This is a genomic window from Synechococcus sp. RC10B2 (assembly GCF_047502635.1).
Genome location: NZ_JANSHO010000093.1, coordinates 109,434 through 133,956 on the forward strand (window position 1 = coordinate 109,434; position 24,523 = coordinate 133,956).

18 protein-coding genes are annotated in these 24,523 nt (G+C 64.0%); 8 read left to right on the forward strand and 10 right to left on the reverse strand.

What is annotated here, in order from left to right; translation table 11 throughout:
- The first annotated feature begins 31 nt into the window (after positions 1-31).
- The gene (locus NW855_RS15385) at positions 32-1,417 is read left to right on the forward strand and encodes an RNA polymerase sigma-54 factor (RefSeq protein WP_414509098.1); all 1,386 of its coding nucleotides are present in this window, start codon (positions 32-34) and stop codon (positions 1,415-1,417) included.
- 1 nt (position 1,418) lies between these two features.
- Here the strand turns inward: NW855_RS15385 and pyk are convergent, their stop codons facing one another.
- Together pyk and eno are read right to left on the reverse strand one after the other, a co-directional pair.
- Positions 1,419-2,828, reverse strand: coding sequence for a pyruvate kinase (pyk, locus tag NW855_RS15390; RefSeq protein ID WP_414509099.1), 1,410 nt, complete (start codon positions 2,826-2,828; stop codon positions 1,419-1,421).
- A gap of 3 nt (positions 2,829-2,831) precedes the next feature.
- A complete protein-coding gene (gene eno / locus NW855_RS15395; RefSeq protein ID WP_414509100.1) occupies positions 2,832-4,118 on the reverse strand; it encodes a phosphopyruvate hydratase in 1,287 nt (428 codons plus the stop codon).
- Positions 4,119-4,224: 106 nt separating this feature from the next.
- Between eno and NW855_RS15400 the strand changes: the two genes are divergently transcribed.
- The 3 genes from NW855_RS15400 to NW855_RS15410 all read left to right on the forward strand — a co-directional run bounded on the left by NW855_RS15400 (position 4,225) and on the right by NW855_RS15410 (position 7,486).
- Positions 4,225-4,674: a hypothetical protein gene (locus NW855_RS15400; protein WP_414509101.1), complete on the forward strand. Its 450-nt coding sequence runs from the start codon at positions 4,225-4,227 to the stop codon at positions 4,672-4,674.
- Between the two features lie 134 nt (positions 4,675-4,808).
- The gene (locus NW855_RS15405) at positions 4,809-5,162 is read left to right on the forward strand and encodes a MerR family transcriptional regulator (RefSeq protein ID WP_414509102.1); all 354 of its coding nucleotides are present in this window, start codon (positions 4,809-4,811) and stop codon (positions 5,160-5,162) included.
- A gap of 29 nt (positions 5,163-5,191) precedes the next feature.
- Positions 5,192-7,486: a tetratricopeptide repeat protein gene (locus NW855_RS15410; RefSeq protein WP_414509103.1), complete on the forward strand. Its 2,295-nt coding sequence runs from the start codon at positions 5,192-5,194 to the stop codon at positions 7,484-7,486.
- 1 nt (position 7,487) lies between these two features.
- Here NW855_RS15410 and NW855_RS15415 read toward each other — a convergent pair whose 3' ends face one another.
- From NW855_RS15415 to aspS, 4 genes are all read right to left on the reverse strand, one after another.
- The gene (locus NW855_RS15415; RefSeq protein ID WP_414509104.1) at positions 7,488-7,808 is read right to left on the reverse strand and encodes a hypothetical protein; all 321 of its coding nucleotides are present in this window, start codon (positions 7,806-7,808) and stop codon (positions 7,488-7,490) included.
- Positions 7,789-7,959, reverse strand: coding sequence for a hypothetical protein (locus NW855_RS15420; RefSeq protein WP_414509105.1), 171 nt, complete (start codon positions 7,957-7,959; stop codon positions 7,789-7,791). Before NW855_RS15420 ends, NW855_RS15415 begins: the two co-directional genes overlap by 20 nt.
- A 492-nt stretch (positions 7,960-8,451) precedes the next feature.
- On the reverse strand, positions 8,452-9,612 hold the full coding sequence (gene ispE, locus NW855_RS15425; protein WP_414509106.1) for a 4-(cytidine 5'-diphospho)-2-C-methyl-D-erythritol kinase: 1,161 nt from the start codon (positions 9,610-9,612) through the stop codon (positions 8,452-8,454).
- A complete protein-coding gene (gene aspS / locus NW855_RS15430; RefSeq protein WP_414509107.1) occupies positions 9,599-11,383 on the reverse strand; it encodes an aspartate--tRNA ligase in 1,785 nt (594 codons plus the stop codon). The genes ispE and aspS overlap by 14 nt, the downstream gene beginning before the upstream one ends.
- 159 nt (positions 11,384-11,542) lie before the next feature.
- Between aspS and NW855_RS15435 the strand changes: the two genes are divergently transcribed.
- Positions 11,543-12,202, forward strand: coding sequence for a PEP-CTERM sorting domain-containing protein (locus NW855_RS15435; protein ID WP_414509108.1), 660 nt, complete (start codon positions 11,543-11,545; stop codon positions 12,200-12,202).
- 90 nt (positions 12,203-12,292) lie between these two features.
- Here the strand turns inward: NW855_RS15435 and NW855_RS15440 are convergent, their stop codons facing one another.
- Positions 12,293-14,782 (reverse strand): ATP-dependent Clp protease ATP-binding subunit, encoded by a 2,490-nt coding sequence (locus NW855_RS15440; protein WP_414509117.1) that lies wholly within the window; start codon positions 14,780-14,782, stop codon positions 12,293-12,295.
- 323 nt (positions 14,783-15,105) lie between these two features.
- Between NW855_RS15440 and NW855_RS15445 the strand changes: the two genes are divergently transcribed.
- Positions 15,106-16,173: a hypothetical protein gene (locus tag NW855_RS15445; RefSeq protein WP_414509109.1), complete on the forward strand. Its 1,068-nt coding sequence runs from the start codon at positions 15,106-15,108 to the stop codon at positions 16,171-16,173.
- Here the strand turns inward: NW855_RS15445 and NW855_RS15450 are convergent.
- Positions 16,155-18,830, reverse strand: a complete 2,676-nt coding sequence (locus NW855_RS15450) for a glycoside hydrolase family 2 protein (RefSeq protein ID WP_414509110.1) — start codon at positions 18,828-18,830, stop codon at positions 16,155-16,157. The genes NW855_RS15445 and NW855_RS15450 overlap by 19 nt on opposite strands.
- A 53-nt stretch (positions 18,831-18,883) precedes the next feature.
- On the opposite strand from NW855_RS15450, the gene NW855_RS15455 reads away from it, so the two are divergent.
- Together NW855_RS15455 and NW855_RS15460 are read left to right on the forward strand one after the other, a co-directional pair.
- A complete protein-coding gene (locus NW855_RS15455; RefSeq protein WP_414509111.1) occupies positions 18,884-20,182 on the forward strand; it encodes a DUF3696 domain-containing protein in 1,299 nt (432 codons plus the stop codon).
- Between the two features lie 86 nt (positions 20,183-20,268).
- Complete coding sequence (locus NW855_RS15460; RefSeq protein ID WP_414509112.1) at positions 20,269-20,712, forward strand: hypothetical protein; 444 nt, start codon at positions 20,269-20,271, stop codon at positions 20,710-20,712.
- On the opposite strand, the gene purH is transcribed toward NW855_RS15460, so the two are convergent.
- Both purH and NW855_RS15470 read right to left on the reverse strand, forming a co-directional pair.
- Positions 20,684-22,240 carry a bifunctional phosphoribosylaminoimidazolecarboxamide formyltransferase/IMP cyclohydrolase gene (gene purH / locus NW855_RS15465; RefSeq protein WP_414509113.1) on the reverse strand — a complete coding sequence of 519 codons (1,557 nt, stop codon included), beginning with the start codon at positions 22,238-22,240 and terminating at the stop codon, positions 20,684-20,686. The two genes, NW855_RS15460 and purH, sit on opposite strands and share 29 nt — an antisense overlap.
- A 14-nt stretch (positions 22,241-22,254) precedes the next feature.
- Positions 22,255-24,147, reverse strand: a complete 1,893-nt coding sequence (locus tag NW855_RS15470; RefSeq protein WP_414509114.1) for a redoxin family protein — start codon at positions 24,145-24,147, stop codon at positions 22,255-22,257.
- Between the last annotated feature and the right edge of the window lie 376 nt (positions 24,148-24,523).

The following is a 24,523-nucleotide window of genomic DNA, read 5'->3' on the forward strand; positions in this document are numbered from 1 at the left end:
GAACTTTAAAGCGCAGCAAAGGGTCAGAGCCATGATGAATCGGGTGCGAGTGCAGACGCGCGTTGAAGTCAAGACCGCGCCGCAAGCCAGCTTGGGCTTAAAAACGCTGGCGCGGATGCTCACGCTCAACTCGGAAGAGTTGCTCAAACTCATCGAGCAGGAGTTGGAGGAGAACCCCGCGCTGGAGGCGACCGATGAAGAGCGGATACGGGTCATCGCGCCCCAGCCGCCGACGCTCTCGCTGGATGCCGACTCCAGCGCGTTCGGCGAGGAGAGCGACTCGGACGATTGGCTCGAGATGCGCTTGGCGACGCCCCCGATGGACCTAAAGGCACATGTGCTGGGACAGCTGCGCCTGATGGTCGCGCCACGCCTAATCCCCATCGCCGAACATCTGGTCGAATCGCTGGACAGCTACGGCTACCTGCGCACGGATGTGGAAGAGGTCGCGCTCTACTTGAATGCGCCGCTGGAGGATGTGGAGTATGTGCTGGAGCAGTTGCAGGGGTGCGACCCGCCTGGGGTGGGCGCACGCGACCTGCGCGAGTGCCTGTTGCTCCAGCTGCGCGCGATTCCAACCACGCCCGATGACGAGGTGTTGGAGTGGACTCGGCGCGTGCTGCACAAGGGCTGGGACGAGTTCAGCAGCGGGCGGTGGGGCGTACTAGGGCGCAAGCTGAAACTCAACGCCGAAGCGATTGAAGCGGTCAAGCAGTTCATCCGCAGCGAGTTGCGCCCCTACCCCGCGTGGGAGCTGGAGACGCCCGAACCGCCTCACGAGCAGCTCGCGCCGCAGGAGCCTGACATCATCGTGCGCGCCTTGCAAAGCGGGCTGCGCATCGAAATCGGTGGTCCGCGCCACGACGCGCTGCGGCTCAGCCCCGCGTATTTGGAGCAAGCGGTTCGCCTCAGCCGTGGCGAGCTGCGCTGCAGCGCGGACGAACGCGAGCATATCCAGCACTACTTGAACCGCGCCCGAATCTTCCTGCAAGCGCTGCAACAACGCTACCAGACGCTCAAGCGCATCATGGAGGTGATTGCGCAGCGGCAGTACGGGTTCCTGATGACCAGCGACGCGCGGTTTCTGCAGCCGATGACGCGCGTGGAGGTCGCCGAAGCGACGGGCTTCCACCGCTCCACCGTCGGACGCGCTGTGCGCAACAAGCGGCTCCAACTGCCCAGCGGGATGGTCGTGCCGCTGGACATCTTTTTTGACGCCTCGTACCGCACCGCGCTGCTCATCCAGCAGATTCTGAACGAACACGAGGGCGCGGGCAGGCGACTCACCGACGCCGAAATCGCCCAGAAACTGGCGGAGATGGGCATCGAGGTCGCGCGGCGCACCGTCGCCAAGTACCGCCAGCGGCACAACATCCTCTCGTCGCACTGGCGCGAGCGCCAGCGGCTGGTCGGCTGAGCTACCGCTCCACTGTCAGCACCTGAATCATGTTGGTGTTGCCCGGCACATTCACGGGCACGCCCGCAGTCAGCACCACCCGATCGCCCCCTTTGACCAAGCGCGTCTGGCGCGCGGCGATCATCGCCTGCGTGGTCATCTCGTCGGTCGTGTTCACGCGCGGGATCAACAGCGGCGCGACACCCCACAGCAGCGTTAGCCGTCGCCACAGCGCCTCGTGGTCGGTCAGCGCGAGAATCGGCTGATACGGTCGGAAGTGCGAGACCCAGCGCGGTGTGCCGCCCGAACTGGTGGGCGTGAGAATCGCCTTCGCGCCGACCATCTGCGCGACGGTACATGCGGCGCGTGCGACGGCGACCGTCGCGTTGCCCGCCGTGTGCGCGTCCAGCTCGCCCAACTGCAGGAACTCCAGATGCTCTTCGGCAACCTCCGCGATACGCGCCATCCAGCGCACCGCTTGTGTCGGATACGCGCCGACCGCCGTCTCGCCTGAAAGCATCAGCGCGTCCGTGCCGTCCAGCACCGCGTTTGCCACATCGGTCGCCTCGGCGCGGGTGGGTCGCCCCTCGCGAATCATACTCTCCAGCATCTGCGTGGCGGTGATCACGGGCTTGGCGTGCTGGTTGCACAGGTGGATAATCTGCTTTTGCAGGATGGGCACTTCGGCGAGGTCTACCTGCACGCCCAAGTCGCCCCGCGCGACCATGATTCCGTCCGCGACCTCGACGATGCTTTCGAGGTCGTCCAGCGCGGCGGGCTGCTCGATTTTGGCGATCACGGGCAGGTTCGCCCCATGCTCACGGATGAGCGCCTGCAGGTTCATCACATCGGTCACGGAGCGCACGAACGAGAGCGCAATCCAGTCCACCCCCGCGCGGATGCCCTCCAACAGGTCTTCGCGATCCTTGGGCGTCATCGAGGGCAGCGCGAGCGTGCGGTGCGGGAGCGTCACGCCCTTCTGCGAGCGCAGTTCGCCGCCCTCCAGCACGGTCGCCTCCAGCCGCCCCGACTCCACATGGGTAATCTGCAGTTCGATCGCGCCGTCGTCGAGCAGCAGGCGGTCGCCCACCCGCGCCGCGCGGAACACCTCCGCCACAGGCAGCGGAATCGCCGAATCACACGCCTGCTCGCCCAGTGTGAACACCACTTGCTCTCCCTCGTGCAGTGTCAGCGGCGCGTGCAGGCTCCCGATGCGAATCTTGGGTCCCGCGAGGTCTAACAAAACGCCGAGCGGGATTTTGTAGGTCTGCTCGGCGTCTCGGATCCAGCGAATCCACTGGCGACGGGTGTCCCAGTCGCCGTGCGCGGTGTTGATTCGAAAGAGGTTTGCGCCCGCCTCGACCAGCTCGCACAGTTTTTCGGCGGTGTCGATGGCGGGTCCGAGCGTGGCAATAATCTTCGTGCGTCGCATAGGCTACGCTCCGTACAGTCCGAACGCCATCTGCCCGACATAGACTGCGCTTTCGTCGAGCTCCTCTTCGATGCGCAGCAGGCGGTTGTATTTGGCGGTGCGTTCGCCCCGTGCGGGCGCGCCCGTCTTGATTTGCCCCGCGCTGGTCGCCACTGCCAAGTCGGCGATGAAGGTGTCTTCGGTCTCGCCCGAACGGTGCGAGATAATCGTGCTGAACCCGTTGCGGTGCGCCAGCAGAATCGTATCCAGCGTCTCGGTCAGCGTGCCAATCTGGTTAAGTTTGATGAGGATGCTGTTGCCGCAGCCGTTTTGGATGCCTCGCGTTAGGCGGTCGGGGTTGGTCACGAACAGGTCGTCGCCGACGAGTTGCACGCGCGTCCCGATGGCTTGTGTGAGCATCTGCCAGCCGTCCCAGTCGTCTTCTGCCAGCCCGTCCTCGATGGAGACAATCGGATAGTCGCGCACGAGGTCTTCGTAGAGGCGCACCATCTGCTCGCGGTCGAGCGTGCGCTCTTCGGCGCGGAGGATGTAGTAGCCGCCCCTGTAGAGTTCGGTCGCGGCGGCATCGAGCGCGAGCGCGATTTGCTCGCCGGGGCGGTAGCCTGCGCGTTCAATCGCGCGCATCAGCAGGTCCAGCGCGCCCCGCACGCTGGTCACCTGCGGGGCGAAGCCGCCCTCGTCGCCGACGGCTGTGCCGTAGCCCTCCTCGTGGACGACCCGCTTGAGGTGGTGGTACACCTCCACACCCCAGCGCAGGGCTTCCGAAAAAGTGCTTGCGCCCAGCGGCACAATCATAAACTCCTGGAAGTCCGCCCCGCCTTCGGCGTGCTTGCCGCCGTTGAGGACATTCATCAGCGGCACGGGCAGCGCGTGCGCGTTCACCCCGCCGAGATACCGATAGAGCGGCAGCCCGCACGACTCCGCCGCCGCGACCGCTACCGCCATCGACACGCCCAAAATCGCGTTCGCCCCCAGTTCGGACTTGTTGTTCGTGCCGTCCAGCGCGATCATCGTCTCGTCGATGGCGCGCTGCTCCAAAGCATCCATCCCTTCGAGTGCGGGCGCAATCCGCTCGTGAATGTTCTCAATCGCCCGCTCCACGCCTTTGCCCAGATAGTATTCGGGGTCGTCGTCGCGCAACTCCAACGCTTCGTGCGCCCCTGTGGACGCGCCTGACGGAACCGCTGCGCGCCCAAACGAACCATCCTCTAAGTAGACATCCACCTCGACCGTCGGGTTGCCCCGCGAGTCGAGAATCATTCGCGCCCGAATTTGGTCTATCGTTGTCATCGCTATGCTCCTGGCGGGGAATTATACCGAAGCATGCCTGCTGCGTAGCGACGCCGCGCTCTGTTGTGGAGCGTCAGGGTATACTTCGGTTGTTGAGGCGACTACCGTGCGCGAGATTAGCGAAGCCCAGCGACTGGTTCTGGAGCTGATGCGCCACGGCAGTTTCAACGAATTCGACGGCGATGTGGTCGCCGACGACCTGTTGGAACACGCCGACCTCTGGCTTGCCTGCTGGTGGGGCGACCACACGACGCCCTTGAGTGCCCTCGCAAGCCTCGCAACGGAAGGTGTACCATATGCCGACACGCTCTACCTGCTGACCACGCAAGATCGTTGGGAACAGCTCACCGAGCTGGCGCAGGCATGGGAGTACGAAGAGATTTACGCAGTGTTCCAAGACTCGGATGAGGTGCTACTGATTGCCTATGATGAAGTCTATCATACCGACCCCGCAATAAAGCCTGAACTGGAGAAGGCTCTGGGGCGCACTCTGGAGGAGCTGAGCGACGACTTGGATGTCCCCGCGCTTGTGCTGCTCGAAATCTGGTGGGATTAGCGTTGCGCGATCGTTTGTAGGGCATCTGCTCAAGATTTCGAAACGGCGTTCCGATAATCCCTCACGAGCCGTTGCGGGAATGCGATTCGGAGTGTCCCGAAGAGGCTCGAAATCTCTTTTTCTGGAGGTCGATGATGCGTAAGCGAAAACCGAAACCGCCTGTTGAACAGCGACCCGTGTCGATTAGCACGGCGAGCGTGCTGGTAGGGGTGGAGACACACACCATCCGCTACTGGGAGCGCGAGTTTGCGGAGTTTCTGCACCCTGTGCGCACGGCAGGGGGTCAGCGCCGCTACCGCCCCGAAGACATCGAGGTGCTCAAAGAGATCAAGCGCCTGCTCAAAGAGGAACTCTACACGATTGCGGGCGCGAAGCGCAAGTTAGCCCAACGGTTCGAGGCGCAGTCGTCCGCGTCCGAGACACCCAGCGCAGGCAACAACGGCACGCACGCGACTAAACGCGGCAAACGCGCCACAGCCACGCGCTGACGCCCAGCCCAGAGAAAGGGGGGAAACCCATGTCGACCATCCTCGTGCGCCAGGAAGTGCCGCTATTTGCGGAGCAGTGGGACGCCCGCCTGAACGAGGCGTTCGAACACCTCCACGCTGAGCGTCCCGACGCGGCTTATGAGGCGTTCATGCGCCATCTGGAACAGCACCCCGATGACGCGAACGCCTACGAAGGCGCCGCCGTCGCGCTGCTGCAGCAAACGCGCTGGGATGAGGCACAGCAACTCACCGAGCGGGGACGCGCCGCATGCCCCAATAGCCCCATCCTCGCCGCACGACAGACTTGGCTGTGGGTCTACCTCACCCGCGAATCGGAAGCGTACCCGCTGGTGGTGCAACTGCTGGAGGGGGGCTTTCGGCATCCCGACTGGCTGCGCGAGACCGTGCTGCCCCTGCGCAATGTGCTGATTTGCCACGCGAGCGACCCGCGCCTCGCCTCGCCGAACAAGCAGAAACGCCAGCAGGAACGCGCCACGCTCCTCAAGGGCATCCAGACGCTCGAACACTGGCTGGAGCGCTACCAGTTCCCCATCCCCGACGAACCCGTCGGCACACGAATCACGCTGAGCATGATTGCCCGCAACGAGGCGGAGTACCTCGAAGAGTGTCTCAAAAGCGTGCAGGGCGTGGTGGACGAGATTGTGCTGGTGGATACAGGCTCGACGGATGCGACTCCGCGGATTGCCGAAAAGTACGGCGCGAAGGTGATTCACGCCGAGTGGCAGAACGACTTTGCCGCCGCGCGCAACATCGCCCTGCAGCACGCCACAGGGGACTGGATCCTTGTGCTGGACGCCGACGAGCGGCTGACCCCTGAATCAAAGCAGGCGATTCTGAACGCCGTGCGCCATCCGCAGTTCGTCGGCTACTACTTGGAGATTCTGAACGAGATTGGCGCGGGCAACTACTTCATACATCGGTTGGTGCGCCTGTTCCGCCGCGTGCCCTACGCCCGCTGGGAAGGCGCGATTCACGAGCAGATTCTCCCCAGTCTCGTGTCGCAGAAGGGGCGCATCGCCACCATCGCGGCGCAAATCCGCCACTTGGGCTACAGCAAGGAAGTCATGCGCAGCCGCGACAAAGCGCAGCGCAACATCGAGATTATCCTGCGCGAGTTGGACAAAGACCCCGACGACCTGTTCCAGAGGTTCAACCTCGCGAACACCTACTTCACGATAGGCGACTACGAGCAGGCGGCATACTGGGCGGAGCAGACCTGCCCCTACCTGCGCGGGGACGAGGACTTCGCAGGGCAAATCTGGGCGGACTGGGTCGAAGCGTTGACGAATCTGGAGCGATACGAGCAGGCGTTGCAGGTCGGCGCGGACGCCCTCGCACGCGGGATTGACCACCCGATGGTGCATTATACGCTGGCGGCAGTCTACGCACGGATGGGCTGCGCCCAGAAGTCGCTGGAGGCGTTGGCAGCGGGACGCGAAAGCGCAATTCGCATTGGGGTGCTTGCGCCCGACGGCGAGACGGTGCTTCTGGGCAGCGGCTATGTTGGCGATGTCGGCGTGGTGACCTACAAGTGGCGCTTCGCCTACGCCCGCGCCCTGCGCGAACTCGGACGCCTCGACGAAGCCTGCACGCTCTACGAACGCTTGATGCAGGAGCGACCGAACGACCCCATCGTGCTGTTGGACTACGGGCAGACGCTGCTCTTAGTGGGCGCACGCGAGCACGCCGAAACCGTCTTCCAGCAACTGGCGACGCACGAAGGCTACGAAACCCTCGCACAGCAACTCTTGGCGAAGACTTGGTGGGAGGCAGAGGACTACCGTCGTGCGTTGCCGTATGTGCGCGCCGTCGCCTACGCGCTGCCCGACCAGCAGGAGTGGTGGGAACGCTGGGCGCACGCCGCGCAAGAAACGGGCGACGCGCACAGCCTCATCGACGCCTACGAGTTCTACACGGCGCAGGGCAACGCGCCCACCGCCGAGATGCACATCAACTGGGGACGCGCCCTGTGGCAACTGCGGGACTACGAGAACGCGCTGGCGCACTTCGCCGCCGCGATTGAACTGAACCCGCACGACCCGAACGCCTTCCTGAACGCGGGCGACGCGCTGTACCAACTCGGCGCGTACAGCGAGGCGGCTGACGCCTACAGCGCGGGCATCGAACGCGACCCCTACAACGCGCAAGCGTGGTTCACGCTCGGCAACTGCTACTTCCGTATGGGCGTCTACGACGCCGCCACCATCGCTTACCAACAAGCGCTGCAGTTAGACCCTAAGCACGCGCAGGCGCAGCATAATCTGGAACTGACCCGCGAGCGCATCCGCTTCACAGCGGCGTAGCCTAAAACCCACTGCTCTGGAACGCCTCCTTGATATTCGGGCGCGTCAGCACAACGAGGACGGCGACGGGAAACGCTATCTGAATTGGAACGCCGATAAACGAGGTCGCATCTGCGCCGACAATCGCTATCCCGGCAATCGTGCCCACGATTGCCCAGAGCAGCAGCACGACCGCGTTCGACAGCATCAGCGTGTAGCCGATTGGCTTCATGCCCAGCAGCAGAATGGAAGCGACGATCATCCACACCGATAGCACAAGCCCCACCACCGCGCTAACCATCGTATAGCGCATCAGGGCAGGATTATTCAGCATCTGCTGCAACTCGGGCGGACTGCTCGCCCGATTGCTGCGCCATCTCCGCCAGCATCGGCAGCGAACCTGCTCCAACTATCCCAACTATGTTGCAGCACAGCCCCAGAATCCCAAGCACGATGCCGATGATACCGATTACCGTTACCGCTGTTGGTCGCATGTCTCTCCTACCTCGGTCTCAAGGAGGTTCGAGAATGCTGCCGCGAATCCTGCAGGGGGATTTCGTCCCCATCTCCTGAACGGCAGTTAAGAAGCCATAGACAATCCCGATGCGCCTTGTCCTGCCTCGCCTGTGTTTCAATCCCTCACAGGTAGGCTAAAAACAAGCCCGCGCGACCGCGTTGACAACCATCGTACGCAGGTTTCAATCCCTCATAGGTAGGCTAAAAACTGGGGGCGTAGGGTGGCTCTCTCGCGCACGCATATATAGTTTCAATCCCTCATAGGTAGGCTAATACCAATCGCGCGGGCGGAGTTTACAATTGCCCCCCTCCGTAGGTTCCCCCCGCTTCGCGAGGGGAACCGAGCCGCGCGTCCACGCGGTTCCCCCTGCCTGCAGGGGGAACCTTAAGGAGGGGGTTTTCAGTTGCGCTCGTTTTCATAAACTTTGCCCACGCGGTTGGTATTACAACTACGAGCGTGTGCATTCGGGTTATGGGATGGCGGGTCGGACGCCGTGTGGGTGTTGTGTGGCGTTGGGTTTTTCGGGTTCGGAATATGTAGGTTTGATGCCTGTGGTGTTGTTGGACAATATCGTGTTAGACTGGTCGCGCGAGGGCGTTCCAGCTGTCAACGATGTGTTGACCCAGTACATCCGCGCCCAGACCGCCCAGTAATTCTGCTGGAGTAGCATTTGTGCAAGGGCTTTGGCGTGCGCTTCTGATTCGCACAGGGCGGCTTGTGCCGCGCCACTGCCACACAGAATCACGCGCAGTGCGCCGCCCTGTTCCAGAAGCGTGCGCAGCTCCGCCAGCGCGGGGATGGCTTGCAGGATGGGCGCGTCGAAGTCGTTGTGCAGTAGCGGGGCGAGGTCGCGGGGCGTGCGAATGGTCGGCAGCAGGCGCGCGAGGCGTTCAGTGTGGTCGGCTCGTACGGCGGGGTTGTACGCCCCGCGATTCAGTTGCGCATACGCCCAGCCTGTGGGCACGCCGACCCCGTAGGGCTTCGCCAGTACCCACCAGAAGGGGGGCAGCGTCGGCAGGGATTGCAGCTGCTCGCCTCTGCCCGTTGCTAAGGCGCACCCACCGTTCAGAAAGAAGGCGACATCCGCGCCCAGCTCGCAGGCAAGCGCATAAAACGCGTCTTCGGGGAGGGCGCGCTCGTACCGCGCCGCCCACTGGTTAAGCAGGCGCAGGGCGCACGCGGCGTCGCTGCTGCCCCCGCCCAATCCTGCCTGCGGGGGAATACGCTTTGTTAGGACGGCGCGCCAAGATGCTTGAACCCCCTCCTTAAGGTTCCCCCTGCTGGCAGGGGGAACCGAGGGGGGTTGGTTCCCCTCGCGAAGCGGGGGGAACCTCACGGAGGGGGGCATATTCAACATCTCGCAAAACCGTTCCATCGCCTGCCACACCAGATTGCGCGAATCGGTCGGTATCGCCTCGCGCAGGGGCGGGCTGTCGGACGGCTCTATGATGTGAATCGCGCCGCGCGCGGGGTCAAACGATTCGGGCGAGGGCAGCTCCAGTGTTAGCGTGTCGCACAGGCTGAGGGTGTGCATCACGCTGGCGACCTCGTGGTAGCCGTCGGCGCGACGCCCCAGCACCTCCAGCGTCAGGTTCAGTTTCGCGGGCGCGCGCCCCTCAAGCCTCATCATCGGACACAATCCGCAAGTGCAACTCGCGCAGCTGCTCCTCGCTCACGGGCGAGGGCGCGCCGAACATCAAGTCCACCATCGCCGTGTTTTTGGGGAAGGCAATCACATTCCGTATCGTCTCGTCGCCCGCCAGCAGCATCACGAGGCGGTCAATCCCAGGCGCAATCCCGCCGTGTGGAGGCGCGCCGTATTCGAACGCCTCCAGCAGGTGTCCGAACCGCTCCTGAATCTCGGCGTTGGAGTAGCCCAGCAGGTGGAAAATTTTGTCTTGCAGGTCGCGCCGATGGATACGGATGCTACCGCTGGCGAGTTCGTTGCCGTTGCACACGAGGTCGTAGCAGTTGGCGCGTACCCTGCCTGGGTCGGTGTCCAGCAGGGGGATGTCTTCCTCGCGGGGCGAGGTGAACGGGTGGTGCGACGGGTTCCAGCGACCCTCCTTTTCGTCCCATTCCAGCAGGGGGAAATCCACCACCCACGCGAACGCCATCAGGTTCGGGTCTGCCAGTCCGAGTTCCTGCCCCATGCGGTGGCGCAGGCGGCTGAGGCACTCGTTGGCGACCTTTGGCGTGTCGGCGACAATCGCGAGCAGGTCGCCCACCTGCGCGCCTGTACGCTCGCGAATCGCCTGCAGCTCGCCTTCCGCGAGGAACTTCGCAATCGGCGAACGCACCCCATCGGCGGTGAAGGCGATTGTTGCCAGCCCCTTCGCGCCGAACCGCTTGACGAACTCGGTCAGCTCGTCGGTCTGCTTGCGCGAGTAGTCGGCGCAGCCTGGCAAGCAGATGGCTTTCACAATCCCGCCCGCTTCGATCACGCTTCGGAACGCCTGAAACTCCGTCTGGCGCAGCAGGTCGGTCAGGTCGTGCAGTTCCAGTCCGAAGCGCAGGTCGGGCTTGTCTGTGCCGTAGCGGGCGATGGCTTCGGCGTAGGTCAAGCGCGGGAAGGGCTTCAGCACGCGCTTGTCCGTGCAGGTCTCGATCATCCCGATGTAGAGTTCCTCGATGAGGTTGAGGATGTCGTCTTGGGTAACGAACGACATCTCAAGGTCTAACTGGGTGAATTCGGGTTGGCGGTCGGCGCGTGGGTCTTCGTCGCGGAAGCAGCGGGCGATTTGGAAGTAGCGCTCCACGCCAGCGACCATCAGCAATTGCTTGAGTTGTTGTGGCGACTGCGGCAGCGCGTAGAACTTGCCTGGATAGAGGCGGCTGGGCACGAGGTAGTCGCGTGCGCCTTCGGGCGTGCTTTTGATGAGGATGGGCGTTTCAATCTCTAAAAAGCCACGCGCCGATAGGAAATCGCGCATGTATTTCACGATGCGGTGGCGCAGTTCGAGGCGCTGGTACATCGCGGGTCGGCGCAGATCTAAGTACCGATAGCGCAGGCGCACGCTCTCGTCCACCTCAAGGTTCTCCTCGTTAAGTTGGAACGGCGGCGTTTTGGAGGGGTTGAACACATGCAGGTGATGTGCAAACACCTCAATCTCGCCTGTAGCGAGTTTGGGGTTTTCCGCGCCCGCGCGTCGGCGGCGAACTTCGCCTTCAACCGCGACGCAATATTCCACGCGCAGGTCGCTTGCTTGCGCTACCAGCGCGGGGTCAATCGTAGGGTCGAACACCACCTGCACCAGTCCCGTGCGGTCGCGCAAGTCCACAAACACCAGTCCGCCCAAGTCGCGGATGCGATGCACCCAACCGTTCAGGCGCACTGTCTGCCCGATATGTTCAGGGCGCAGGACGCCGCACTCGTGTGTCCGCTGCCAAGTTGCCTTCATACGCAGGCAAGATTGTACCCGTTCGGGCGAATTTGAGGGCGAATTTTTGGGAATCGTCTTGGATCCCCTTGACAAACCCCTGTAAGATGTGCTATAATATGTTCACGCTGCGTTGGTTCGCCCCAGCGCAGTAGTCCAACCTCAGAAAGGAGGATGTCTATGACACGATGGAACAAACTGATTGTGAGTCTCGCGGCGGCGGTAGCCGTCGCAGGAGCATACGCGTCCGGCTGGAGTGTGACGGTACTGACCAGCGACGGCGTGCTGAACCCAGGTTCCGTTGTCTCAGTGGTACCGGCGACTGTCATCGCGAACCCGCTGCCTCAGGTGACTTTCAACACGACTGCTGCGGTGCCGGCCCCGATTCTGGTCGGCGATGGCACGAGCTTTACGAACGGCACTTTCACGGGCGTCTATGCGATTAACGACCTCTCGAACTCGAAGGGTCTACTGACGGGCTTCAACTTCGTTGTGAGCGGCTTTGTGCAGGGCACAGGGCGCATCGTCTGGTTCAAGAAGGTCGTAGACCGCAACACGAGTGAGATTCTCTACGATGGTACGGGCGTCTTTCTCGGCGACGCGTATCCGGGCGGTATCAATGGCGCGTTCAGCTTGAATATCTTCATTCCGCTCAGCAGACCGTCCAGCAACTTCACCGTGTTTGAGGCCTTCTTTCTCGACATCGCGGGTGCGAACGCGCCAGGCGTGGACACGGCAGGACTGCTGTTGGTGGAGCAGGACTGGGTGCCTGAGCCTGCGAGCCTGATTGCGCTTGCGACGGGTCTGGGCGCGCTTGCCCTGCGCCGCCGCAAGAAGTAATATCCGACTTCCTTTCCGGGCGTAACAGAGAATAGGGCTGAGGACAAAATCCTCAGCCCATTTTTACCGCCTGAAGCGCGTGTTGCACGCTTACTGCATCGCTGCGGTGGTCAGGTCGCTCTCGCCTGCGGGGGGCAGGTTCTCGCCCTTGACGAACACGATTTCGTTGTTCTCGTTCAGGCGCGCGAGGATGGTATCGCCTTCCTCGAAGCGTCCCAGTAGCAGTTGCTCCGAGAGCGGGTCTTCGATCATCTGCTGCACCACGCGGCGCAGCGGGCGCGCGCCGTAGTTCGGGTCGTAGCCCTTTTGCGCGAGCAGCTCCTTGACGGCAGGCTCCAGCACCAGGCGCATGTTGTGCGCCGCGAGCTGCTCCTGCACGCGCCCGATCATGATGTCCACAATCTGCAGGATCTCGTTGCGTGTGAGCGGGTGGAACACAATCACCTCGTCCACGCGGTTGAGGAACTCTGGGCGGAAGAGCTTCTTCATCTCTTCCAGGATGCGGTTGCGCATCGCTTCGTAGGCGCGCGGGTCTTCGGGGTCGGTCTGCTTATCGCGGCGCAGCCCAATGCCCGCCTCTTCCACGACGGAGCGCACCCCCACATTGCTGGTCATGATGATGATGGTGTTGCGGAAGTCCACCACATGTCCTTGCGAGTCGGTGAGTCGCCCGTCCTCCATCACCTGCAGCAGCAGGTTGAACACATCGGGGTGCGCTTTCTCGATTTCGTCGAGCAGCACCACGCTGTAGGGCTGGCGTCGCACCGCTTCGGTCAGCACGCCGCCCTCTTCGTAGCCGACATAGCCGGGCGGTGCGCCAATCAGGCGGGAGACATTGAACCGCTCCATGTATTCGCTCATGTCGATACGGATGAGGTTGTTCTCGTTGTCGAACAGGTAGCCCGCCAGGGCGCGCGCCAGTTCGGTCTTGCCGACGCCTGTGGGACCGAGGAAGATGAAAGTGCCCATCGGTCGCTTGGGGTCTTTGAGACCGGAGCGGGCGCGGCGCAGGGCGCGTGCGACAGCGGAGACGGCGTCGTGCTGCCCAATCACACGGCGGTGCAGTTCGTCCTCGATGTGCAGCAGCTTCTGCGTCTCGCTCTCCACCAGTCGGGCGACGGGGATGCCGGTCCAGCTCTGCACGATGTGGGCGACATCGTGTTCAGTGACCAGCGTGGTCATCTCTTGGCGCGCGGCTGCCCACTCATCTTCCATCGCCTCGATGCGCTCCTGCAGGGCGACCTTGCGGTCTTCCAGTTCCTCCACGCGGTCGAAGTCGTTCTGTTGGCGTGCGCTGGCGATTTCTTTCTGGATCATCTCCAGCTCGCCTTTGGCTTTGCGCAGTTCCAGAGGCGGCAGCGTCTGCTGCAGCTTCACGCGCGAGGACGCCTCGTCGATGAGGTCAATCGCCTTGTCGGGCAGGAATCGGTCGGTGATGTAGCGGCTGGAGAGTTTGACCGCCGCTTCGACCGCGCTGTCGGTGATGATGACGCGGTGGTGCGTCTCGTAGCGGTCGCGCAGCCCCTTGAGAATCTGGATGGCTTCCTCGACCGACGGCTCGCGCACCTGTACGGGCTGGAAGCGTCGTTCTAAGGCGGCGTCGCGCTCGATGTATTTGCGGTACTCGTCTTGGGTAGTCGCGCCGACGCACTGCAGTTCGCCGCGCGCGAGGGCGGGCTTCATGATGTTGGAGGCGTCGATCGCGCCTTCGGCTGCGCCCGCGCCGATGAGCGTGTGCAGCTCGTCAATAAACAGCACGACATCGCCTTGCGCCTTGCGCACTTCGTCCAGCACGCGCTTCATGCGCTCTTCGAACTCGCCGCGATACTTCGTGCCTGCGACCAGCCCCGCCAGATCGAGCGAGACGATGCGCTTGTTGCGCAGCTGTTCGGGCACATCGCCTTGCACGATGCGCTGCGCCAAGCCTTCGACGATGGCGGTCTTGCCCACGCCGGGCGGTCCGACCAGCACGGGGTTGTTCTTGGTGCGTCGCGCGAGGATTTGCATCACGCGCTCGACCTCGTTGTGGCGTCCGATGACGGGGTCGAGCTTGCCCTGTCGCGCCATCTCGGTCAGGTCGCGTCCGAACTCGTCGAGGGTTGGGGTGCGCGAGCGTTGCGGGCGCGAGGCGGGCGCAGGTTGCCCCTCATGCTCTTGCAGGTTCATGACCTCACGGCGGGCGCGTTCCAAGTCGACGCCGAGTTTGTGCAGCACGCGCGCCGCCAGACCCTCGCCCTCCCGAATCAGTCCCAGCAAGAGGTGTTCTGTGCCGATGTAGTTGTTGTTCAGTTGCCGCGCCTCGTCGTAAGCAAGGTCGATCACGCGCTTCGCACGCGAGGTGAGCTGCATCTCTGCGCCGAACCGCGCGTCGCTGCGTGTGGCGTAGCGTTCAATCTCGTTGCGGATGCGCTGCAGGCTCACCCCCATCCGATCCAGAATGCGCGCCGCGACGCTGTCCGACTCGCGCACCAGTCCCAGCAGCAGATGCTCGGTGCTGACCTGCGACTCACCCAGCCGCTGCGCCTCTTCCTGCGCGTAGAAAATCACCTTCCGCGCACGCTCCGTAAAGCGTTGCCACATCATTCTCGACCCTCCAGCGCGGCATACATGCCGTTATCGATTTGGACAACATCGTATCGATAGAATGTTTCCATACCGTCTCCAGTAATTCACAGGGAGTCGTCGTCAACCGAAATTATCGGCGACAGAGTCCGATTTCTCCCCGCCTATATTGTAGCACAATTCGGGGGGTGGAATGCAAGGGGTTCAGGGCGTTTTGGGGAGACGCAGGGGGTATACTCGCGGGTGGGACGATGGCGAGAGGCGCACAAGCACGAGAGGATCTACGCCCCTCCGTAAGGTTCCCTCCGCTGCGTGAGGGGAACCAAGAGGGCACAGGCACAGTGTGCAGTTGCCCCCCTCCTTTAGGTTCCCCCCGCTGCGCGAGGGGAACCGCGCTACACGCCCGTTCGGTTCCCCCTGCGGGCAGGGGGAACCTTAAGGAGGGGGTTCATCGCAGTTCTCCCGCAGTTTGCGCTGTGCTTGCCCCCATGCTCTGCCTTGCCCTGATGCTTGCCGCCTGTCAGGGTCGGCAGTCGCCGCGCGTGCGGGTGGATTTGGCGCGTGCGGCGCAGGCGGTTGCGCTTGCGCCCGCGCTGCCGCCGTCGGCGCCGTTGCCCGCGCAGGCGGTCGCTGTGCCGACCGACGGGGCGACGCTGCAGGGGCTTGAGCCGCCCGCGCCTGCCGAATCGCAGCGCCAGCGACGCGCCCTCGCGCTCGCAAGCATCGCGCAGCAGCGCGCCGCCGTGCGCGAGCGACTGCTGCAGGCGCGCCTGCAGGGCTTACCCGAACTGGAGGCGCGCTGGGCTGCCGAACTGCGCGCCGAGTACGACCTGGACGCCATACGCGCCGAACGCGACGCCGCATGGCACGAAGCGTTCCAACAGCACGGGCAGGCGCGCTTCCCGCTGCTGGTCGCCCTCATCTTCACCGCGCCCGACAGCGACGCGCGACGCGAGGCGCAGGCACGGTTAGACCAGCACGACCGCGCATGGCAACAACGCGAGCAGGCGATTGAGGCGGCGTACCAAGCGCGGCTTCGGCGCATCGAGCAGGAAATCGCCGTGCGCGTCAACGCCCGCAGGCGCGAGTTTGTGCGCAACGCGGAGCAGGAGATTCAAGCGCAACTCGCCGCGCAGCCCGACCCCGCCGAGCTGTACCTACCGCCGCCGCAGACGCCGTCGCCTGCGCCCCCACGCAAGGCGTCCTTCCCGCCCGCGCGCGTCCGCCAGCCCGCGCGCGACCCCCACGATGCGCCCCGCGCCCGACTCGCCGCTGCCCAACAGACGCGCCAAGCGATTCTGCGCCAACTCGCCGAGGAGTGGGCACAATCCAACGGCTACACGCTCACCGACGACCCCCGCGCACCCGACTACACCGACGCCTTCATCCGCTACCTGCTCGCCAGATAGCGTAGCATCGCCCACAGCCAATACTGCCCTGCAGGGTGGTAGCGTAGGGTAATCGGCGTCTCGCCGTGATGCCCCGCAAAGTGCAGCGTGCAGAGCAGCAGCCTGCCCGCGCCGTGCGTCGCCTCCGCGAGGTAGGCGTGCGTGTCGCCTGTGCGCGTGTCGACGCGCTGCCAAATCGGTTGCAACGGCGCGCCCTGCCACGCCTTGCCCTGCAGCGCGAAGTCGGCGCTGAACGCCAGTAGCCGCGCGTCCAGATGCACTGGGCGCGGGATGTGTTCCCACAGCGGGTGGGGCAGGAACCGATGCGCCGCCTCGCGCCAGAAGGGCAGGCGTATGCAGTCGGGCGTCGGCGCGGTCAGCAGCCACAGCGCGCGCCCACCCTGCGCCACAAACGCCGCGTGCGACGGCTCTAAGTGCGTGGTCAGCAGGATACTTTCGGGTGGGGGCGCGTCGTTGGCGGTCAGGCGCACAAAGTTTTCGAGCGCGGGCAGCCCCCACAGCGCGTCCGTCGGGTCATATATGGCGACCTGCCCCAGCGCGTCCCACACAGGCGCGGGGTAGACGCCCCACAGCCATGTGTTCGCGCTGATGACCGCGCCCGACGGGGCGACCAGTTCCGCGACGAAGCGCACGCTCGTCGGCGTTGGCGCGTCGGGCAGGGTCAGTTCCGCCTGCGCGAGGAACGCGACGCCCGCCGTGATGCGCCCGATTCGCGCCTCGCCTGCCTGCCACGCGCCGTGTTCGGTCTCCAGCCGCCAGCGTAGCGTTGCGCCCTCCAACGGCGCGCCCGCGTGCGCTGCCGACAGGCGCGGGTAGACCACACGCCCCGCGCAGTGGTTGTACGGGTCGGGGTTCGCCGCGCGGTCGCCCCCTGCAATCCAGTCCCGCCGCCGATGCCAGTCCACCAGCAGCACCGTGTCGGCGTTGAACGCGGCGTACTCGTCGGGCGCGATTTTCAGTTCCCCACGCTCGTCGAGGATGCCCGCCGTGCTGATCGGCGTGTCCTTCAGTCCCGTGACCACATAGCCCGATGTGCCGTGCAGGCGGCGCATGGTCTCCAGCACGAGTTTGTGGTAGGCGGTCATCTCCCGCCGCGAGGTCTGCACAAGGTCGGGGATTGCGTCCGTCAGCCCCGCCTGCGCCAGTCGCGTCTCCACAAACGGCGTCTCGTAGAACCAGCGCACGCCCTGCGGGTTGATGGCGGGGTCTTGCGACAGCCACCAGAGTTGCTCGGCGGGCACGCTTCGGCGCAGGGTGGGGAAGTCGCGCAGTGTGTCGTGGTCGGCGAACTCGCCTTGCAGCCACGGCGCGGGCGCGCGGGGCGTCTCCAGAAACGCGCGGAAGGTCGTCCCCGCGAAGTGCGCGTCGCCGTACAGGTGGTAGTCGGCGAAGTCGGCGTACTCCTGCAGCGCGCCGCCGTAGCATTCGCCCCCGCCGCTGTTGTCGCGCACCAGCGGGCTGCCCGTCAGCTGCTTGACCAGCGCGTAGAGTTCCCCAAGCGCATCGCTGGGGAACCGCGCCGACAACTCGCAGCCCAGCGTCCACAGCACAATCGACGGGTGGTTGCGCACTTGGCGCACAATCGCGGCATACTCGCGCGTCGCTTGGGCAATCTGCGCCGCGTCCATCTGTGGCAGCCACAGGGGCAACTCCAGCCACACCAGCAGCCCCAGTCGGTCGCACAGGCGCAGGTACTCGCGGCTGGGAACCCACAGGCACGCCTTCAGCATGTTGAACCCGCACTGCTGGGCGGCGCGCAGTTCGCGCTCGGCGGTCTGCAAGTCGGGGTTCGGCGCGTGCGTGTGCAGGTACCAGCCCCAGTGCAGGATACCGCGCAGGTAGATGGGCTGCCCGTTCAGCAGAATCGTCGCGCCCTGCACGGCGACGGTGCGCAGCCCGAACGCGGTTTCCGTGCGGTGGCTGAGGCGTCCGTCGTGCCACACTTCGGCGACGAGGCGGTACAGGCGCGGCTGCGCGGGCGACCACGGCTGCGGCTCGGCGAGTTGGAACGCCTGCGTCCACTGCGGGGCGTCGGCGTCGAAGTGCGCCTCGGCGACGGGGCGGTCGTCGGGGTCGTGCAGGGTCAGCCTGACGGTTGCGGGCAGCGCGCCGCCGAGTGCGCCCGCGATTTCGACGCGCCCGTCTGCCTCGCCACGCGCCCATAAATCGCACAGCCATGCTGCGCCCGTCTGGAACCGATGTACCGCCTGCCACAGCCCCCCAAACGCGCACGACACATAGGGCAGGAAGCCGCTTAGCACTTGGGGCACGGGGTAGGTCGCGCCGCCGTTTTTGATGACCTGCACGCGCAGGCGGTTTTCGCCCACCTGTAGCGCGTCGGTGATGTCCCAGCAGAAGCTGTCCCAGATGCCCCGATGCACGCCGACGGGCGCGTCGTTCACGAAGCCCCGCGCCTCATAACTCGCGCCGCCGAAGTGCAGCCACTCGCGCGTCCCTGCTTCGGGCGTCGCCGTGAACACGCACAGGTAGTCGCAGGCTCCTTCGAACGCGCGCGGGATGCCGTAGTCTTCCCACGCGCTGGGCACGCGCACGGGGATGCGGTTGCCGTCCCACGCCAGCGTCCAGTCGGTTATGGGCACGGCGCGCGTGTCTGGCAGCGGGCTGCCGTCGGCACGCAGGGCGTCGTGCGTCGCCATCGTGGCAGGGAGTGTACCTGAGTTGCCGAGAAGGGGCAAGGTAAAATATCTGTGTGATCCAGCGACTGCAACTGCGCAACTTCAAGTCGTGGCGCGAGGCGGACATAGAGTTCGGCTCTATCACTATCTTCTTCGGCGCGAACAGTTCGGGCAAAACCGCGCTTTTGCAGTTTCTCCTTTTGCTTAAGCAGACGGTGGAACATCCCGACCCGACGATTCCGCTCTTTTGGGGGGATGAGCACAGTCCCGTCGAACTGGGCGGCTACTTGGACGCGATTTATCGCCACGACGCTGAACGCAAGTTAGAGTGGCGGCTGAGCTGGCAGCTGGAGGACGCCATCGAGCTGCTAAACGCCACAGGCAATCAACTGAGCCATCGTGCTTCGGTCGCTTACGCAAGCGACACAGCAGTTGTGGAGCATGTGGCGTATACATTCGCCGAGGTTGAAGTCTGGCTTCAACGCGCTGAAGACGCTTATGAGGTGGTGTGTGAAGGCTACGCACTGAAACGCACACGCGGACAACCTGCCCGCATTTCGTCGCCTATCAAGTGCTATGGCTTTCCAGAGCAGGCGATTAATCGTTATCAGAACGCTGATTTCCTTGCTCGGCTTGGCTTGGAGTTCACGCGCCTGTTCGAGCGCGTTTACTACCTCGGATCGCTTCGTGAGCATCCTAAGCGTCAATACCGCTGGGCTGGCGCGAAGCCGCGCGATGTCGGGTTCAAGGGGGAACTCACCACGGACGCGCTGATTGCCTCCCAACAGATGGGTAAAACTGTGCGTCGTAAGGGTCGCCGAGGCAGCCAAACGGTGCAAGAGGCAGTGGCGGAACAGTTACAACGGATGGGGCTTGTCAGCCAGTTTCGGCTTCGCGAGATTGCGCCCAAGAGCCGCATCTATGAAGTTCAGCTGCGGCGTACACCCGACTGCCCTGAGGTGGCGTTCACGGACATCGGTTTCGGCGTCTCGCAGGTGCTTCCCGTAATCACGCTGTGCTACTATGTCCCAGAACGCTCGATTGTTATTCTGGAGCAGCCCGAGATCCATCTGCATCCTGCGGTGCAGATGGCGCTTGCTGATGCGATTATCGACGCGGTCAAGACACGCTCGATTCAGGTGATTATCGAGAGCCACAGCGAGCATTTCCTCCTACGCCTCCAGCGACGGATTGCAGAAAAAGAGATAACCCCAAATGACGCCCGCCTCTACTTCTGCGAGCTTCAGGGGGGCGAGTCGCATCTGCTACCTCTGCAGGTGGACAACAGCGGCAACATCCTGAACTACCCGCCCGACTTTTTCGGAGACCCGTTGCAGGAAACCCTCGAACGGCGCAAAGCGGCTCTGAAATGAACCTCGCCCAGTACCGTGCAGTTGTCTTAGAAACAAATGTGCTGATGACCGCCTCTGAACACGCCTCACAAGCCAGCGACGAATGTGTGCGACAGTGTGTAAGCGTTATTGAGCAGGTCAAGCAAGGCGTGCCCACCCTCGCGCTGGACGACAGTGGGCTTATCCTCGACGAGTATCAGAAACGCTTGAGAGCCTATCCCGACAGCGTAGGATACATGTTCTTGCGCAAGTGGTTGGACAGCAACTGGCACAACATCGTTCTGGTCGACATCCAGCCTATAAACGCCGAACAGGGGCGATTTGGCGTCCTGTCAGGGCGTGTCCTCAAGGGGTTTGATCGCGACGACAAAAAGTTCGTAGCGACGGCGGTGGCTGCCCAAAATAAGTTGGACAATACAGTGCCCATCGTGAACGCTGTCGACAGCGACTATGTAGAACATTTCCATGCGCTGCGGGCATTAGGCGTCCGCGTAGAGTTTCTCTGCCCAGAGATGCAGCCGCCTAATGCCGAAAGTGCCGAACGCCCGTGAAGACCATCGCGACGCCGAGTTCGTTCGCGGCGGCGACGACTTCGGGGTCTTTTTTCGAGCCGCCGGGCTGCACAATCGCGCGGACGCCCGCCCGAGCCGCCAGTTCGATGCTGTCGGAGAACGGGAAGAAGGCGTCCGACGCCAGCGACGCGCCACGCGCGTGTTCACCCGCCTGCTCCAGCGCAAGCCTGACCGACCCGACGCGGTTCATCTGCCCCGCGCCGACGCCCCGCACGACGCCGTCTTTAGCGACCACAATCGCGTTGGACTTCACATGCTTGACCACGCGCCACGCGAAGTGCAAATCGCGCCACTCGCTCTCGGTTGGAATGCGCTCGGTGACGACCTGCAGCGCGTCGGGGTTCCAGTCCAGCGTATCGCGCTCCGTGTAAAGCGCGCCCCCCGTGAGGCTGCGCAGCGCGTAGCCGCGCATCTGGTCGGGCGGCAAAAGTTGCCCCGTGCGCAACAGGCGCACATGCTGACCCCAGCCCTTGCGCTCCTGAAACACGGGCAGCGCGTCGGGGTCAAACTCTGGCGCGAGGATAACTTCAAAGAAGGTTCCGGGCGCGACCATCGCTTCCGCCGCCGCGCGGTCAATCGGGCGGTTGCAGGCGACAATCCCGCCGAACGCCGACACGGGGTCTGCCTCCAACGCCCGCAGGAACGCCTCCACAAGGCTTGCGCCCAGCGCGACCCCGCACGGGTTCGTGTGCTTGATAATCGCGCAGGCAGGCTCGGCGAACTCGCGCACCAACTCCAGCGCAGCGTCGGCGTCCAGCAGGTTGTTGTACGAGAGTGCCTTGCCCCAGAGTTGCTCGGCGGTCGCGATACAGCCTGCGGGGGCGGACGGCTCGCGATAGAACGCCGCCTGCTGATGCGGGTTCTCGCCGTAGCGCAGGCGTTGGGCGAGGCGGAAGGTCGGCGTGAGGCTTTCGGGCAGCGCGCCGTCGGGGTCGTAGCGGCGGAACCAGTCGGCAATCAGCGCATCGTACTCGGCGACATGCGCAAACGCGCGATACGCCAGCAGGGCGCGTTCGTCGCGCGTCAGCCCGCTCGCCTGCAGCCGCGCCAGCACCCAGTCGTAGTCCGCAGGGCGCACGACCACCGCCACATGCTCGAAATTCTTCGCCGCCGCGCGTATCAGCGTCGGTCCGCCGATGTCGATCTGCTCAATCTGTTCGGCTTCAGACGCGCCTGCCTGCAACGCCCGCTCGAACGGGTAGAGGTTCACCACGACCAGCTCGATCGGCGTCAGGTTCAGTTCGCGCAGCGTCTGCTGGTGGTCGGGCAGGCTAAGGTTCGCCAGCAGCGCGGCGTGGATGCGCGGGTGCAGCGTCTTGACGCGCCCGTCCAAGATTTCGGGGAAGCCTGTCCAGTCGCTGACTTCCTGCACGGGCACGCCCCACGCGCGCAGGGCGCGCGCTGTGCCCCCTGTGGAGAGGCACTCAAAGCCCAGCGCGTGCAGCCCGCGCACGAACGGCTCCAGACCGCCCTTGTCCGAGACGCTGACGAGTGCGATTCGCGGCATGCGAACAGGATACCTTATGGATTCGCGCTGCGTCGGAAGAAGCCCCCGCCGCCGCCCCGACGCCCGCCGCGAAAGCCCGTGCCCTCCTCGCCGATAATGTGCAGGAACGCCAGGCACATCTCGTCCTGCGTGCGCTCGCCCCAAGTCACATCCTTAGGCGGCTTGTTGGGATTGTTCGGGTTCTTCTCCGAGTTATCGTAGTAGGCATAGACCGTCACGCGCGTGCCCCGCGGCAGTTTGACAGGCGTTTTGTAGTGGTAGGTGTCCTGCCACTTGAAGTCCCAGTCGTTGATCCAGATGAGGGTCTTCTTTGTGCCGTCGGGCAGTTCCGCCTCGATGCGCATCTCGCGTCCCAGCAGGTGCATATGGGGCGTGATGGCGACCACTTCCACATCGCGCGGGGCAATCCACATCGCGCGCACCTCGTGCCGCTCCGCGCCCGCAGGGATGCGGAAGATGGGGTTGATCAGCCACGCGATGCCCACTGGCTGCGGGTTCGGTTTTTTCTCGAGGTAGATGCCGACGCGCGTGCGGTCTTTTTCGGGCTTGCCCGTGCGGTAGTAGTGTATCTGCAGCACGATATCTGCGCCTTTGGGCAGGCGATAGCCCGTGCCGTCGGGCAGCACGCTGGGCGTGAAGCCCGGCGCCCAGCCCCCCAGCATCCCCGCAGGGATAAAGCCCGGCCAGCCGAACGCCTCGTAGCCTGGCTTGGGGTCGGCAGCGTCCAACTGGCGCGCTGTGCCCGTCGTGTCCAGAAATACAATCACATGGTGTACCGTGTTGCGGTTGCCGGGCTGAATGTCAATCGCCCGCACGAACACATCTTCGTCGAAGTTGGTCGGGATGACAAAGTGGCGGTACTCATCGTCGCCTGTAGGACCGACTTCGTACTCGACAGGCATTTCGAACACGATGTCAGGCTCACCCAGCGCCCAGCCGTCGTTGAACTTACGCGGGGGCGGTAGGTCGTTCGGGTCGCCCATCGGCGCGCCCGTCTCTGCCCACTGCAGAATCATCGCAATTTGCTCGTCGGTCAGCCGTCGCTCGCCCTGAAACTCGCCGTAGCCATGCACGGGTTTCCACGGAGGCATCTGGCGCGCCTTGACGACCGCCGCAATCTCCTTGCGCCAAGTGTAGGCGTCGCGGTAGGTCATCAGCGAGAAGGGCGCGACCTGCCCTGGACGATGGCACGGCTGGCAATACTCCTGCAGGATTGGCGCGATGTGCTTGGCGTAGGTGATGGGCGCGCTTGCGGCAGCTTCCTCGCGGAACCGAATGGTGCAGCCGAAGGTCTCGGCGGAGGCGACTTTGACGGGCTTGCCCGCCAGCACGGCATCGAGCGCGTCTTTCAGGTAGTGTGTGCGCACGCGCGTCTCGTAGCGGTTGTCGTCAATCGCGCCGCGATAGCGCAGCAGCATCTTTTTGTCCACCAGCACGGCTTGCGGGGTCATCGTCGCGCCCAGCGCACGCGCCAGCGCGCCGTCGGGGTCATGCACGGCGGGCGGCTTCAGCCCATACTCGCGCACATGCTGCACCACCGCCTCGCGCGTGTCGTCGTAGTTCGAGTAGACCAGGAACACCTGCACGCCCTTCTTGCGGTAGGTCTCGTGCAGTTGGTTGATGCGCACGGTGTACCGCTGCGCGGCGGGGCACTTCGTGGCGGTGAAGATGAACACGACAGGCGCGCGCTGGGTCAGTTGGCTCAGCGTATAGGCGCGTCCTTGCAGGTCGGTAAACTCAATGTCAGACACGCGGCGGTTGACTTCGCCCGATTTCGGCGCTTCGGTCAACACGCGATGCTTCAGCGTCACGGTACGCTCGGCAGATTGGTCGTAGAAACTCGGCGCGGGGTTCCAACTCAGAACGCCCAGCCCACTGAGCAACCCCAGCATCCATACGGCTCTCATTTTGTCATCCCCGTGCGCCAGACTGACTAACTGGCGATTCAGTATACCATATCTATAGACGCAACTGGCGGGGGCATGTTCGATACCAGCAGGGCAGACACGGGGGTCTGCCCCTACACGCCGCCTTGTAGGGGCAACCCCCTGTGGTTGCCCTGATAAGGGTACATCGCTTGAGTTCACTGTGTGCAGGGCGCGCACGCTTTTCGCCCTCACCCCCAGCCCCTCTCCCACGCTGTGGGAGAGGGGTGTAGGGGCGCACGGCAGTGCGCCCTGCAGCTTGTTCCCCCTCTCCCGCCCCGCGGGAGAGGGGGACATAGGGGGCTTAAAGGGGTAGGTTTTTTTCCGAGGGCACGGAAACCTACCCCTCAAATCTACA

What these genes read in the sequence shown, in the direction of transcription:
- pyk (WP_414509099.1), bottom strand. Translation starts at nt 2,828, where the DNA reads ATGCGACGCACGAAGATTATTGCCACGCTCGGACCCGCCATCGACACC.
- NW855_RS15405 (WP_414509102.1), top strand. Translation starts at nt 4,809, where the DNA reads ATGCGTAAGCGAAAACCGAAACCGCCTGTTGAACAGCGACCCGTGTCG.
- NW855_RS15470 (WP_414509114.1), bottom strand. Translation starts at nt 24,147, where the DNA reads ATGAGAGCCGTATGGATGCTGGGGTTGCTCAGTGGGCTGGGCGTTCTG.
- NW855_RS15440 (WP_414509117.1), bottom strand. Translation starts at nt 14,782, where the DNA reads ATGTGGCAACGCTTTACGGAGCGTGCGCGGAAGGTGATTTTCTACGCG.
- NW855_RS15450 (WP_414509110.1), bottom strand. Translation starts at nt 18,830, where the DNA reads ATGGCGACGCACGACGCCCTGCGTGCCGACGGCAGCCCGCTGCCAGAC.
- ispE (WP_414509106.1), bottom strand. Translation starts at nt 9,612, where the DNA reads ATGATGAGGCTTGAGGGGCGCGCGCCCGCGAAACTGAACCTGACGCTG.
- NW855_RS15410 (WP_414509103.1), top strand. Translation starts at nt 5,192, where the DNA reads ATGTCGACCATCCTCGTGCGCCAGGAAGTGCCGCTATTTGCGGAGCAG.
- aspS (WP_414509107.1), bottom strand. Translation starts at nt 11,383, where the DNA reads ATGAAGGCAACTTGGCAGCGGACACACGAGTGCGGCGTCCTGCGCCCT.
- eno (WP_414509100.1), bottom strand. Translation starts at nt 4,118, where the DNA reads ATGACAACGATAGACCAAATTCGGGCGCGAATGATTCTCGACTCGCGG.
- NW855_RS15385 (WP_414509098.1), top strand. Translation starts at nt 32, where the DNA reads ATGATGAATCGGGTGCGAGTGCAGACGCGCGTTGAAGTCAAGACCGCG.
- NW855_RS15420 (WP_414509105.1), bottom strand. Translation starts at nt 7,959, where the DNA reads ATGCGACCAACAGCGGTAACGGTAATCGGTATCATCGGCATCGTGCTT.
- NW855_RS15435 (WP_414509108.1), top strand. Translation starts at nt 11,543, where the DNA reads ATGACACGATGGAACAAACTGATTGTGAGTCTCGCGGCGGCGGTAGCC.
- purH (WP_414509113.1), bottom strand. Translation starts at nt 22,240, where the DNA reads ATGCCGCGAATCGCACTCGTCAGCGTCTCGGACAAGGGCGGTCTGGAG.